This is a genomic window from Chrysosporum bergii ANA360D (assembly GCF_029891735.1).
Classification (GTDB): domain Bacteria; phylum Cyanobacteriota; class Cyanobacteriia; order Cyanobacteriales; family Nostocaceae; genus Umezakia; species Umezakia bergii.
The window spans coordinates 1-14023 of sequence record NZ_JANQDH010000114.1; the positions used below are offsets into that span (position 1 = coordinate 1).

Annotated in this window: 13 protein-coding genes; 5 read left to right on the forward strand and 8 right to left on the reverse strand. The window is 39.8% G+C overall.

What is annotated here, in order from left to right; genetic code table 11:
* Positions 1-77 precede the first annotated feature (77 nt).
* The 3 genes from NWP17_RS16105 to NWP17_RS16115 all read right to left on the reverse strand — a co-directional run bounded on the left by NWP17_RS16105 (position 78) and on the right by NWP17_RS16115 (position 4421).
* Positions 78-1262: a type I restriction endonuclease gene (locus tag NWP17_RS16105; protein ID WP_280655889.1), complete on the reverse strand. Its 1185-nt coding sequence runs from the start codon at positions 1260-1262 to the stop codon at positions 78-80.
* Between the two features lie 89 nt (positions 1263-1351).
* Positions 1352-2968 (reverse strand): SDR family NAD(P)-dependent oxidoreductase, encoded by a 1617-nt coding sequence (locus NWP17_RS16110; protein WP_280655890.1) that lies wholly within the window; start codon positions 2966-2968, stop codon positions 1352-1354.
* A 196-nt stretch (positions 2969-3164) separates the two neighbouring features.
* Positions 3165-4421: a glycosyltransferase family protein gene (locus tag NWP17_RS16115; RefSeq protein ID WP_280655891.1), complete on the reverse strand. Its 1257-nt coding sequence runs from the start codon at positions 4419-4421 to the stop codon at positions 3165-3167.
* A gap of 290 nt (positions 4422-4711) precedes the next feature.
* On the opposite strand from NWP17_RS16115, the gene NWP17_RS16120 reads away from it, so the two are divergent.
* From NWP17_RS16120 to NWP17_RS16130, 3 genes are all read left to right on the forward strand, one after another.
* Positions 4712-8698, forward strand: coding sequence for a magnesium chelatase subunit H (locus NWP17_RS16120; RefSeq protein ID WP_280655892.1), 3987 nt, complete (start codon positions 4712-4714; stop codon positions 8696-8698).
* A gap of 299 nt (positions 8699-8997) precedes the next feature.
* On the forward strand, positions 8998-9258 hold the full coding sequence (locus tag NWP17_RS16125) for a type II toxin-antitoxin system HicA family toxin (protein WP_280655893.1): 261 nt from the start codon (positions 8998-9000) through the stop codon (positions 9256-9258).
* A 98-nt stretch (positions 9259-9356) separates the two neighbouring features.
* The gene (locus tag NWP17_RS16130; RefSeq protein ID WP_280655929.1) at positions 9357-9683 is read left to right on the forward strand and encodes a type II toxin-antitoxin system HicB family antitoxin; all 327 of its coding nucleotides are present in this window, start codon (positions 9357-9359) and stop codon (positions 9681-9683) included.
* 35 nt (positions 9684-9718) lie between these two features.
* Here the strand turns inward: NWP17_RS16130 and NWP17_RS16135 are convergent, their stop codons facing one another.
* Positions 9719-10429 (reverse strand): thermonuclease family protein, encoded by a 711-nt coding sequence (locus tag NWP17_RS16135; protein WP_280655894.1) that lies wholly within the window; start codon positions 10427-10429, stop codon positions 9719-9721.
* A gap of 166 nt (positions 10430-10595) precedes the next feature.
* Here NWP17_RS16135 and NWP17_RS16140 point away from each other — a divergent pair, with 166 nt between their 5' ends.
* The gene (locus NWP17_RS16140) at positions 10596-11171 is read left to right on the forward strand and encodes a Uma2 family endonuclease (RefSeq protein WP_280655930.1); all 576 of its coding nucleotides are present in this window, start codon (positions 10596-10598) and stop codon (positions 11169-11171) included.
* Positions 11172-11284: 113 nt separating this feature from the next.
* Here the strand turns inward: NWP17_RS16140 and NWP17_RS16145 are convergent, their stop codons facing one another.
* From NWP17_RS16145 to NWP17_RS16160, 4 genes are all read right to left on the reverse strand, one after another.
* Entirely contained in the window at positions 11285-11683 is a 399-nt protein-coding gene (locus tag NWP17_RS16145; RefSeq protein WP_280655895.1) for a type II toxin-antitoxin system VapC family toxin, read from the reverse strand.
* Between the two features lie 18 nt (positions 11684-11701).
* On the reverse strand, positions 11702-11923 hold the full coding sequence (locus NWP17_RS16150) for a hypothetical protein (protein ID WP_280655896.1): 222 nt from the start codon (positions 11921-11923) through the stop codon (positions 11702-11704).
* 429 nt (positions 11924-12352) lie between these two features.
* Positions 12353-12535 (reverse strand): hypothetical protein, encoded by a 183-nt coding sequence (locus NWP17_RS16155; protein ID WP_280655897.1) that lies wholly within the window; start codon positions 12533-12535, stop codon positions 12353-12355.
* Entirely contained in the window at positions 12514-12810 is a 297-nt protein-coding gene (locus NWP17_RS16160; protein ID WP_342394017.1) for a hypothetical protein, read from the reverse strand. The genes NWP17_RS16155 and NWP17_RS16160 overlap by 22 nt, the downstream gene beginning before the upstream one ends.
* Positions 12811-12912: 102 nt before the next feature.
* Here NWP17_RS16160 and NWP17_RS16165 point away from each other — a divergent pair, with 102 nt between their 5' ends.
* Positions 12913-13998 (forward strand): glycosyl transferase, encoded by a 1086-nt coding sequence (locus tag NWP17_RS16165; protein ID WP_280655931.1) that lies wholly within the window; start codon positions 12913-12915, stop codon positions 13996-13998.
* Positions 13999-14023: the final 25 nt, after the last annotated feature.

The following is a 14023-nucleotide window of genomic DNA, read 5'->3' on the forward strand; positions in this document are numbered from 1 at the left end:
AAATTGGCTTTTTACTGGAGTTTAGTCTCGGCGCGACGCTTCCGCCGCACCGAGACTGATTGTGCCAGTTATGTTATTTATTGTAGTACAATAATACTATATTCTAGCGATCGCCTGTGCCAGTTGCGTAAGTCCTGAATATAATCAACAATATAACTAGGAGTGTAATAAACACCTCCGGCTTTTCTTACTTCTGGCTTATCCTCCACCACCACTTGACGACCGGCGGATAAAGTAATCACCTTCCCCAGAAACTGCTCATAAACTTGTCCTAAAATTTCCACAGGAATCACAGAAAACTCATAGGGACTTTCTGGGGGATACAGTTTTTTAATAATTGCTCTTAAAGGATAATCTTCTATAGTCAGATTGAGAGTAAAATCATCCGGTTCTTCCCGTCCCTTCTCTGGTTGAAAATGAAATAAACCAGAATTGTAACGATAGTCAGCATTAATAAACAAACGTCCTAGTTCTTGGTAAATATTATTTAATCTTAATAAATTTAATAACTGTTCATAAATTTCAATTCCCCTATCTTCACAAATGCGTAAAAAAACAATTCTATTAATTGTGATTTGGACAGCAAAGTTCAAATCTCTTTGATTAATTTGGGGGTTGCGCCAAGCAATATTAGCTGCTAAATTTTGTCTCCAAGTTTCAATTTCCTGCAAAAATGCTTGATCAACTGTAACACCCGCCTTTACCTTGCTTTCAGCAAATTTTTCTAAAGAACCATTTAACACCGCCTCTTTAGAGAAAATTTGATAAATTTCTGCCCATCTTTCTACATATTCTGTATACTTAAAATATTTAACTATTCCTTGAGAAGCTGGATCATTTTTATGGGGCATGATGCGACAATCATAAACTGAAAACTCTTCAAAATCCGTTAAAATACTCAGAGTTAATTTAGCAGACCATCCATAACGCCTTAGTTGAAACGCAGCACTAATATTTGTCCCTACATTTACAGCCGGTTTTTTAGCTTCAACAAAAAACTTTCTTACTCCCCCTATGCGAAAACTATAATCAGGGGCTTTTGCTTTTTTAGCATCACTAATTTTTAAAGTATCTTCATGAACTACATCTTGATAAATATCAGCAACCTGTTGTTGATTGCTAATATCCCATCCCAAAGCCGCAAAAAATGGATCAATAAACTGAATCCTAGTTTGTGTTTCGTTTATTCCACCTGCTTTATATAAATCTATTTGCTGGTGAAAATGCTCAACTAATTTTATAATGGTATTCGGTGCATTCATAATTGGTCTAAAGAATTTTGTAATTATATTAATAATAGCTTATCTAGCCTTCAACAATTCTGACTTAACACTAGTCATAACCAAAACCTCTAATTCATAGAAACTAACAACACAGTCCCTTGAAAATTAGGATTATAGCCAGAATTAATATGCTTAGTCGGTTGAGTTAACCTTAAAGTTAGGGATAATCTAGTTTGACCACTTGTATTACATACAGAACGGTGAATAAGACTATCAGTAAACATCACAAACTCACCAGGTTTTAAGACTACTTTTACCGCCTTTGCTGCCAATTCATCAGTAATTTCAAAAAAATTATTACCGCTAAAAGGATCTGTGACTTTCACAGCTAGTTCATCTGTAATATCATGATTGGGGATGAACTCAAAACCATTAAACTCATTTACTTCAGTCAAGGCAATATAAATATTAATTGTTTTACCTTCGCCGACAAGTAACTTAGGATAAGAGTCTTCATGCCAAAATGGAATTAATTGTTGGGCGGGATAGTTAGCCCATAATTCAGAACGCCATAATACTATTTCTTCACCTAAATATTCTTGCAACTTGGCTAACAAATTTTCATCATGGCATAACTTCCACACTGCTGGTGAATCTATATGTCTTTCCATGTTAAATTGCTGTTTTTTCAATTGAAATAGTAAGAGGAAAAATGAACCAAATTTTAACTTAAATACAAGACCTAAAAGACGTAAAAACAATAATCTATGGGGTGGTTTGGGTAATACATCCGCAAAAATAGTTTTAGTAATATCAGCGATTTCTTTACTATCTAACTTCAGGGCATATGGTCCAGTAATTTCGGTAAAATTATCATAATTATCATAATTCTTAACAACATTTCCCTGGTGGTGCTGACACCCAGTCCAAATTAAACTTCTCTCCCAAAGTTGCTTAACTATTGTAATATCTGTAACTATTTTTGGCAAGGTAATTTCTTGACATTCAGGATTAAAGAATTTTCCAGTTACCTGTTGTAGTTCCCTAGAAGTTGCACAAAATAAACTACTTTTTGCCCCCTGCTCTGGAGTAATGCCTAAACCTAAATATTTACTGACACGATGCCCAATGGTAATATTTGACTGGACAAATCCGGGATGAACTGCGTTAACAGTTACATGGCGATGATGTAGCTGTTTTGCTAGTTCAGTTGTCAATAATAATAAACATAATTTAGAAACAGAGTAAAGCTGTAGAAAATTAAAGGGTGTTGTTTTCACTAACAAATCCCAAGGAATATGTTGGGGACTTAATGCTAAGTCAGAACTTACCATCACAATTCTACTAGGAGCGGAAACTTGGAGTTTTTCTAACAATAGATATGTAAGTAAAAAATGTCCTAAATAGTTAGTTCCCCAAATTAATTCAAATCCCTCTTCCGTTGTACCTCTGTGATGAAAAATCCCGGCATTATTTACTAAAATATGTAGAGGAAGTTGTCTGGCTGTAAATAAATCTACAAATTGACGAACTGATTTTAAAGAAGCTAAATTAAGGGGCAAAAACTCAACTTTGTTATTTCCACTATTGTCACAAATATATTTCAGGGCTTGAGTGGCTTTAGTCATAGAACGACAGCCAATAAATACGTGATATCCCTTTTGAGCTAGACTCAAGGCAGTCATCAAACCAACACCAGAGTTACCACCAGTGACAATACATACTTTTTGTAGGTCGCTATTCATAAATTACAGTAGTTATTAGGTAATTCAACTACTCCAGATACAGGGGGTTTGATGTCAGTAGGTAAGGTAGCGGGCAAGACTTGTATTGACTGAGGATAGCCATAGTATGCAAGCACTACAAAATATATGTTTGTAATTTGTTTACCTGCAATTTACCCTAGGAAATATTGATCATCAAGAATCATAGCCCCCCATGTTAAATATAATTGCTGATTTCATCTCGGACAATCTCTGCTATTTTCTGGGCTGCGAGAGTTTCTCCCCTGACACTGCGAAGCTGATTTCTCATCTTATCTAACTTTTCTGGATGAGCTAAAAAATCTAAAACCATTTCTCCTACTTCCACCGGCTGAAGTTTACCTACCAGTTCTGGTACTATCTCCTGTTTTGCCCAAATATTCGGCCATGCTAATAAACCTTTGCGACTCAATACCAACCAGTTAATGATTTTAGCAAAGGTGGAACCCAGCCCCGGTAAATTTGCTAATAATCCTGGTAAACCATCCCAAGAACGCATAGCATCCAGTTGTTGTGTGGGTATCAAAACAATCATCGGCACGGCTAAAGCCCCAAGTTCAGCTGTGTTTGCCCCCACTGTGGTTAAGCAGATACTGCACTGGGATAATAATTCATAAGCGGGATTTTCTCGGTACAGTTGCACAGACAAACCCTTCTCTGTTTCGAGGATAGGATTGTCTGATTCAATTAAAACACCAGGGGAATTACCAAAGACCTTGACAAAGGGGTTGTTTTCAGGGTTAGCAAAACTGGCTAAACTTTGTAGGTCTAAGGTGGGCGCAACGGGAATGACAAATTTAGTTTGGGGTCTTTTCCTGTGGATGTATTCAGCGATCGCTAAGGTTAATGGTACACCCTGGGATAACTTTGCCGCTTTTGACCCAGGTAGTAAGCCAATTATTTCTGCGTTTGAGTCAGACTGGAAACTTAAAACCTGCTCAAATTTCTGCGCCTCCAGCATCAAGTCCCCCACAACCGTGAATTTGTGGGCATATTTTGGAGATACTTTTTCCGCCACCTTGGGCTGCATCACCGCAAAACGGTCAATCCAATTATGCCAGCGTGCTTCCCATTCGGCATAAACCACGGTGGGATAACCCAGTTTTTTACCAATGATCACCGGAAAAATTTGATCACCACCCAAGAAAACCACTATACCCCTATGATGCCATTGCCAATTTTCAGCAGTTTTACCCCACAGCAAAAACCGCCAAAAATGCTCTGGTGCTTGTACTCTATCTACTTCCGGGTAGGAAATAGCGATCGCTGCTTCCCGACCACTAGCATTTGGACAGGGGGACAAAATCACAGAAATCCTCACTGCACAGGGATTATCCCCTAGTTCTTGGCGCAAAGCCTTGACCACTGGACGCACCCAAGTTGTTACTTCACCAGGGCCGTTAGAGAGTATCACTATATCAACTGGTTTAGTCATTGGTGATTGGTGATTGCCGATAATACCATATTTTGTCCTTTAAAGTAGACAATCCCAGATTCTTACAATTTATTTACATAAATGTGAGTAAACACTTTGTCATTTTGTCAAGTTTTATAAATAAATATTTATTTTTTTATATCGTTTTGTGTCATAAAGGCCGAAAAATGCTCTAGGGATAGAGTTTTTCTGATAAGAAATTAATATTGCCGAAAAACAAGAAGTAACTCTGGCGGCAGATGTCGCTGAAAACTTCTATTAGAGAACACGCATCAAAGGAGCTTATCTGCATGTTCACCCACGTCAAGTCCACCATTAGACATATTGCGCCTGAGAACTTAGGCGGACGTAATTTAATTAAGGTGGTCTATGTCGTGCTGGAGTCCCAGTATCAAAGTGCATTGTCGCAAGCTGTTAGCACGATTAACTCGAAAAATCCCAACCTAGCCATAGAAGTTAGCGGGTACTTGATCGAGGAACTCCGAGACCCTGAGAACTATGAACAGTTCAAACGGGATATGGAAAATGCTAATATCTTTATCGCTTCACTTATTTTCATAGAAGACCTAGCACAGAAAGTAGTTACTGCCGTTGAACCACATCGGCATCACCTGGATGTTTCCGTTGTGTTCCCATCTATGCCAGAAGTAATGCGCCTCAACAAAATGGGTAGCTTTTCCTTGGCGCAGCTGGGACAATCAAAGAGTGCGATCGCTCAATTCATGCGGAAACGCAAAGAAAAATCCGGAGCAGGATTCCAAGACGGAATGCTCAAACTGCTGCGAACTCTGCCCCAAGTTTTAAAGTTCTTGCCCATAGAAAAGGCACAGGACGCAAGAAACTTCATGCTCAGTTTTCAATATTGGCTGGGAGGTTCACCAGAAAACCTGGAAAACTTCTTGCTGATGCTAGCTGACAAATATGTATTAAAAGATGTAGACAAGCAAAATTTTGCATCTCCCACATATGAAGCGCCAGTTGTCTATCCCGACATGGGAATTTGGCATCCTTTGGCAACAACAATGTTTGAAGATGTCAAAGAATACCTGAATTGGTATACTGCCCGCAAGGATATTTCAAGCGATCTTAAAGATCCCTTAGCTCCTTGTGTAGGTTTGGTATTACAACGCACTCACCTAGTTACAGGTGATGATGCCCATTATGTGGCCATCGTCCAGGAATTGGAATCACTAGGAGCCAAAGTAGTACCTGTATTTGCCGGTGGATTGGATTTTTCCAAACCTGTAGATGCTTACTTCTATGAACCCACCACCAAGACAGCGTTAGTAGATGCAGTTGTATCACTCACCGGTTTTGCTTTAGTGGGCGGACCTGCCAGACAAGACCACCCCAAAGCCATTGAAGCACTCAAACGCTTAAATCGCCCTTATATGGTAGCCTTGCCCTTGGTATTCCAAACTACCGAAGAATGGTTAGATAGCGACTTAGGCTTACATCCCATTCAAGTGGCTTTACAAATTGCCATCCCTGAATTAGATGGAGCCATTGAGCCAATCATTTTATCAGGTAGAGATGGGGCTACAGGTAAAGCTCACGCTCTCCAAGATAGAGTAGAAGCAGTGGCGCAACGAGCATTAAAATGGGCTAACCTACGCCGCAAGCCCAAACTAGACAAAAAAGTTGCCATCACCGTTTTCAGCTTCCCCCCAGATAAGGGTAACGTCGGAACCGCAGCATATTTAGATGTATTCGGTTCCATATATGAAGTATTAAAAGGGCTGAAAAATAACGGCTACGATGTACAAGACATTCCCGAAAACGCCAAAGCGTTGATGGAACAAGTCATTCACGATGCCCAAGCCCAGTATGCCAGCCCAGAACTGAACATCGCCTATAAGATGTCAGTACCAGAGTATGAAGCACTCACCCCCTACTCTCAACGCCTAGAAGAAAACTGGGGACCACCTCCAGGAAACCTGAACAGCGACGGGCAAAACCTACTGATTTACGGTAAGCAATTTGGTAACGTCTTCATCGGCGTACAACCGACCTTTGGTTACGAAGGCGACCCCATGCGGTTATTGTTCTCCCGTTCTGCTAGTCCTCACCACGGCTTCGCCGCCTATTACACCTACCTAGAGCGCATCTGGGGCGCAGATGCGGTGCTGCACTTTGGTACTCATGGTTCCTTAGAATTCATGCCTGGTAAGCAGATGGGGATGTCTGGCGAGTGTTACCCAGATAACTTAATTGGCACAATTCCCAACCTGTATTACTACGCAGCCAATAACCCCAGTGAAGCCACCATTGCCAAGCGGCGCAGTTATGCTGAAACAATTTCTTACCTGACACCACCAGCAGAAAACGCTGGTCTCTATAAAGGTTTAAAAGAACTCAGCGAGTTAATTGGTTCTTACCAAACCTTAAAAGATACTGGGCGGGGTATTCCCATTGTCAACACCATCATGGATAAATGCCGCATTGTCAACTTAGATAAAGACATTAATCTACCAGAAACCGATGCTAAAGATATGACTGCCGATGAGCGAGATCATATTGTTGGCAGCGTGTACCGGAAATTAATGGAAATTGAGTCTAGGTTGTTACCTTGTGGCTTACACATCATTGGTAAACCACCCACCGCCGAAGAAGCAGTGGCTACCCTAGTCAACATCGCCAGTCTAGACCGTCAAGAAGAAGAAATTCTCAGCTTACCCCGCATCATTGCCAACAGCATGGGGCGTAACATTGACGAAATTTACCAAAACAGCGACCTAGGGGTTTTAGAAGATGTGCAACTACTACAAGACATCACTTTAGCTACCCGGGGCGCTGTGGGCGCACTGGTGAAAGCACAAACCGACGCGGAAGGGCGAGTTTCCCTAGTTTCCCGGTTGAACTTCTTTAACATGGGTAAAAAGCAACCTTGGGTAGAAGCATTACACCAAGCTGGTTATACCCAAGTGGATGGTGCCGCTTTAAAACCACTATTTGAGTATTTGGAATTTTGCCTGCAACAAGTTTGTGCAGATAACGAACTCGGCGCATTACTCCAAGGCTTAGAAGGTGAGTACATTCTACCTGGTCCTGGCGGCGACCCCATCCGTAACCCAGATGTGTTGCCCACAGGTAAGAATATCCACGCACTTGATCCTCAAGCCATTCCCACCACCGCAGCAGTCCAATCAGCTAAAATCGTTGTAGATCGGCTATTGGCACGTAACAAAGCAGAAAATGACGGTAAGTGGCCAGAAACCATTGCTTGTGTTCTGTGGGGAACCGATAATATTAAAACTTACGGTGAGTCCCTAGCACAAATCATGTGGATGATTGGTGTACGTCCGGTTCCTGATGCTTTAGGACGGGTGAACAAATTAGAGTTAATACCTTTAGAAGAGTTGGGACGACCCAGAATAGATGTAGTTATCAACTGTTCCGGGGTTTTCCGTGACTTGTTCATTAACCAAATGAACCTGCTAGACCAAGGCGTGAAAATGGCTGCTGAGGCTGAAGAACCATTAGAAATGAACTTTGTTCGCAAACACGCTTTACAACAAGCTGAGGACATGGGAATTAACCTCAGACAAGCAGCTACCCGCGTTTTCTCTAATGCTTCTGGTTCTTACTCGTCAAATATCAACTTGGCGGTAGAAAACAGCACTTGGGATAGTGAAGCCGAGTTGCAGGAAATGTACTTGAGACGGAAATCATTTTCTTTCAACTCCGATAACCCCGGCGTTATGGATGAATCACGGCAGATTTTTGAAACTACTTTAAAAACTGCTGATGCAACTTTCCAAAATCTCGATTCTTCAGAAATTAGCTTAACGGACGTTTCCCACTACTTTGACTCAGATCCCACTAAGTTGGTTGCAACCCTGCGCAGTGATGGGAAAAAGCCAGCATCTTACATTGCAGACACTACCACAGCTAATGCACAGGTGCGGACATTATCGGAAACTGTGCGTTTAGATGCCCGTACCAAGTTGTTAAACCCCAAATGGTATGAGGGGATGTTATCTCACGGTTACGAAGGTGTGCGGGAACTTTCCAAGCGGTTGGTTAATACCACTGGTTGGAGCGCCACAGCCGGTGCTGTAGATAACTGGATTTATGAAGATACCAACGAAACCTTCATCAAAGATGAAGCCATGCAGAAACGGTTAATGAATCTCAACCCCCATTCTTTCCGCAAGATTGTCTCAACTTTGTTGGAAGTCAATGGTCGCGGTTATTGGGAAACTAGCGAGGAGAATTTAGACCGCCTCCGCGAGTTGTACCAAGAAGTCGAAGACCGCATCGAAGGAATTGAGTAAACATTCTCAGTTTGTATAAAGTATATTAAATTTACGGACACAGGTATATTTCTGTGTCCGTTTTTTCGGTCATAAAAATCTTGGACTGATATCATAGTATGATATACTTAAAACTAAGTCGTAACCAAATACAAGCTAAAGAAAGGAGTTAACAAAACAATGAAACATTCTGTCAAACTAGGTTTAACGCTTTTAAATGGTCTCAATACTGGTGCTGTCAGTAGCTTCATTGCCAGTTTACTCCTTGCTGTCACTTGCTTGGGTTATGAATCTGTAATAACATATTTAGGAAGTAATGAATGGCTATTAATAATAAACAAAGAGAAACTTTAGAATTAATTTTTAAAAATCCTGTCCGAGCAAATATTATTTGGCAAGATATTGAAAGTCTATTTATAGCTTTGGGTGCTGATATTAGTCAAGGAAGTGGTTCAAGAGTTAGAGTTAAATTAAATCAGGTAAGGGGTTTTTTTCATGAACCACATCCTGAAAAAGAAACCGATAAAGGATCCGTGAAAGCAGTGAGAGAATTTTTGATAAAAGCAGGAATTGAACCATAAATAGTTTAGTTAATTTATAATTAGCCCATATTGAAAATTTGCGGTAATTCCAAAAATTGCCGCAACCACAACAAAATCAAATTAAGGTTATTACAATTATGTTGACTTACAAAGGGTATACAGCATCAGTTGAAGTAGATGTAGAAGCAGGAATACTTTTTGGCAGAGTTCTTGATATTAATGATGTGATTACTTTTAAAGCTAAAACCGTAGAAGAAGCACGTCAAGAATTTCAGAATTCTATTGATGGGTATTTAGCTTTTTGTGAAGAATTAGGAGAAGAACCGGATAAGCCTTTTTCTGGAAAATTGCCATTTCGCACCACTCCAGAACATCATCGTAAAATTTTTATTGCTGCTAAAAAAGCAGGAAAAAGTATCAATGCTTGGATGGATGAAATTTTAATCAATGCTGCTGAACAATGAGTCAATTCCACCCCATCTGTGGTTAGTTATTAAACTTAACTTTCACACCCAAGACCATTACCATCTCGATCAAAACCATGTGGGTCAGAGGATAAAACCTTAAATTTACGATAGGGAATATCTGGACAATTCAAATCAGGGGGATACTGAGGAATACAAACATTTGGGTAAGCAGGATCACAAGTTGTATTTATGCTTTTGTTGTTAGATTTTTTGCCACGTCGGAAATCCCAAGGCATTTCGGGAACCTGTTGGTTCCAAAGTCCCAAGCCATTCTCTTTCGCAGTATTTTGGGCTTGTAGTAAACTGGTTTGAGAATCTGAACAATTGCTTAAATATTTTTGGTAAACAACAGCTTTCCCCTCTTTTACCATGTCCACATTGATATTTCTGTTGTCACTGAATATCTCAGCCACTAAGCGGTTATATTTATCAGTATCCACAGGTTTTAATGTTATTTTTTTTCCAATAGGGAGAAACTGCTTTAACCTGACTTGAGATTCTTCTCCCCAAGGAATTTGCGACATTTCAGGAGCATCAATACAGGCCAGGCGTATTGTTGTTATTTGGTTATTCTTCTGACGAATTTTTATAGTGTCCCCGTCAGCAACGCTAACCACACTACCGTTAATGTTTTCAATGTTTTGGGCCGCTACTGGTACTGAACAAAATACAAATGATAGGAGCAAGATAGTCAAAAGTGCAGTAATTTGTGTGACTAAGTACTTATTGATTCTCTTTGTCATGAGTTTGCTTGATAAATCTGATTAATCTTAACCTAGAAAGAGCCATTGGCTACGCCAGTGCCGAAATCAATCACCACCTTAAAAAGTACTTAAGTTATAACATAAATCAACTACATCTAAAATGATCAAAGTACCAGCCGGCGTTTTTCAATCTATAAAAACCACCATGAATGCTTTAACCATAAACCTCAAACCAGTAGTGGAATTAACAGATGAACAGTTTTTCCAGATATGTCAAGCAAACCGGGACTTGAAATTTGAACGCACTGCTACCGGAGAATTAATTATCATGCCACCCACAGGAGGAGAAACGGGAAATAAAAACGCCAGAATCACTCAACAATTAATGAATTGGACTGATATTGATGGTACTGGCATAGCCTTTGACTCTTCCACTTGTTTTAAATTACCTAATGGTGCAGATCGTTCTCCTGATGCCGCTTGGATGCACTTAAGCAAATGGAATAGTTTAACTAACGAACAAAAAGAAAAATTCCCCCCCATTGCCCCCGATTTTGTCATTGAGTTACTTTCCCCAAGTGATACTTTGAAGATTGCACAGGAAAAAATGAGAGAATACATAGAAAACGGTGTACATTTAGGTTTATTAATTAATCGTAAATCTCAGCAAGTGGAGATTTATAGACCAGCAAAAGATGTGGAAATTTTCCAGTCTCCAGCCACAGTCTCAGGGGAAAATGTTTTAAACAATTTTGTTTTAAACTTAACAATGATTTGGTAATATGCAGAATTACTGAACCCTGCAACAAAAGTTTACAATATAGTTTATGTCCATGGGTACAGCTGTATACTCGATTGTGGCTAATATGCCACGCGATCGCTTTGATTCACCAACTACCAAACCACAGCAACTAAACCAGAATCAGTTAAATTTTTATCACAAGTTAGTAACCGTACATCTTCACCTTTACTAGCCAAAATTATTGCAGTGGCTGCAATTTGCCTGTTGTGCATTTCATTAATAGCGGACAATTTCAGAGTCATTGCTAACACTTCTTGATCAAAAGGGTAAATGACTACACGTGGGTCAGCTTGTACTACGGAAATTATATCTTTAGGATCAGGAATAGATGTTTTACCCTGTTCCACAACCCAAACAGCCTCAGCCAAAGTAGTGGTAGGAATAATTAACTGAGCATCAGCTTGAGACAGAATAGCTTTAGCTGTTGTACTTAACCGGGAATTACCTTCCAGAAACCAGATTAACCCATGAGTATCTATAACGTATTTCATAAGTATTTATGATCAGTCTCAGCTGTCCTGAATATCCCCATAAAACTCAGCAATTTTAAAATCTACTGCTGTTGACTGTTTATTGCCAGAAAATATACCAAACGGCATCATCTGCTGTCTGTGTTGATTGATTTTAGTATCTAAAAAAGTCACAATCACACGACTTTCTAAAATATCTGATGGTAACTGCGCCAATTCAACCTTACCGTATTTATAAATTCCTTCAACTGACTGTAACATAGTATTTACCATTATTAAATCCTGTTTACATAGTTAATAACCTAAATCTATCCTGTAAATTTATCAATATCGCAGTTTACAGTAATTTGATCTTATTTATGATAATCCCTCCCAAGACTCATGACAAATATAATTTTTAGATTTAAATTAGATTTAAAAATGAAGAGAATTTATATCAAAATCAAATATCCAAACTACCTGACGGGGCGACAAACAAGGCTGAACACAAGACACTGTAAAGAATGTAACGATTCATGGTAAAAAAAGATAGGTCAGATATTGTCAATAAGACCTATTTAATCAAAATGTTACCTTGATTCTATCAAAAGCACTTAAAAAGTCAATTGAGTCTAGCAGAATACCTGTTTCTCCAAATTTTGGTGAGCATCTTACAGTCAATCATCCTGCCTGCTACTCTTGATGAACAGTCTAAAATTGTTCTGGTATTAATTCTCCCGTAGCACTTAACCATCTAGGTTCAATCACACCTAAAGACATAGTGGGGGTATAAGCTAAAACTCTGGGTACAACTTCCTGATAAATGGGGTTAGCAATTTCTAAACCCGGCCCTTGGTCATGGCGACACAGACCTAAATCATAGCATCTCGCCAAGCAGCCAAAATCGCCTGCTCTGCTACTTCTGGCTGGTCGGGAAAAGCCGAACCCACTTCTGCGGATATGATCACAGCAGTATACTCACCACTAGCGGTGAGTTCCTGTGCTAGGGTGAGCATGGCAGTAGTTTTTCCCGTTTGTCTAGGGGCGTGGATGACAAAATAATTGCGCTGATCTATGAGTCGCTTTAATTGGGGTAAACGCTCACTAGTGGGAAGCATATAATGAATATCCGATTGACAAAGCCCGGCGGTATTAAACCATTTAGTCATTGTTTTTTTAATAGGGAATAAGTCAATTGTAGTGCGAGCATCCTGCTTGCTACTCTTAAGCTATTTTTTGTTTAATTGTTGCTCAAGAATTAGGAATTACGAATTATGCGGCCAACTTTATACGTAGCAATCACTAACCACGGATTTGGTCATGCTACTCGCACAGCATCGGTAGCAGCAACGATTCAAAGGTTATACCCTGACGTGTTGCTGATTATGGTGACAACGGCTCCCCGGTGGTTGCTGGACTGCTATATACAAGGTGATTTTATCCATCGTCCCCGGGCTTTTGATTTGGGTGTAGTGCAGGCGGATAGCTTGACAATGGATAAATCAGCAACTTTGGCCAGGTTAATGGAAATTAAACAACATCAAAATTCCCTGGTTGCTTCTGAGGTTAATTTTATCCGCCAAAATCGAGTAAATTTAATATTGGCTGATGTTCCCTTTTTGGCTCCTTTGTTTGGTAAAGGGGCTAATATTCCTTGTTGGATGATGAGTAATTTTGGTTGGGATTTGATATATCGAGATTGGGGTGGTGATTTTATTTCCGTGGCTGATTGGATTAGTGAGTGTTATTCCCAGTGCGAAAGTTTGTTTCGTTTGCCTTTTCACGAACCTATGTCCGCGTTTAATCATATTAGTGATGTGGGCTTGACTGGCGGTTATCCCCGTTATTCTGAGGATGAGTTACGGGCTACTTGGGGAATAACCACCCCCAGAGAAAAAACGATTTTGTTGACTTTTGGAGGTTTGGGTTTACAAGCAATTCCTTATAAAAATTTACAATATTTTCCAGATTGGCAATTTATTATTTTTGATCAGTCTGCTCCAGATGTACCTAATGCGCGTAAAGTTGCGGATAAGAAATACCGCCCTGTGGATTTTATGCCTATTTGTGGACGTGTCCTTTCTAAGCCTGGTTACGGAACTTTTTCCGAAGCCGCAAAACTTGATATTCCTGTGGTGACCATTCCCCGTGATGATTTTGCTGAAGCTAATTTTTTATTAGAAGGTATTATTAATTACCATGCTCATCAAGTTGTCACCCCAGAGGAATTTTTTGATGGTAATTGGCATTTTCTGCATGAACCACCGCAACCTGCAAGGCAATCTGTGGTTTTAGCTAAAGATGGCAATGAAGCGATCGCTCATGCTGTGATTAATTATTTTAACAGGATTGCATAATTAAAGTATAGTAACCAGAACAAGT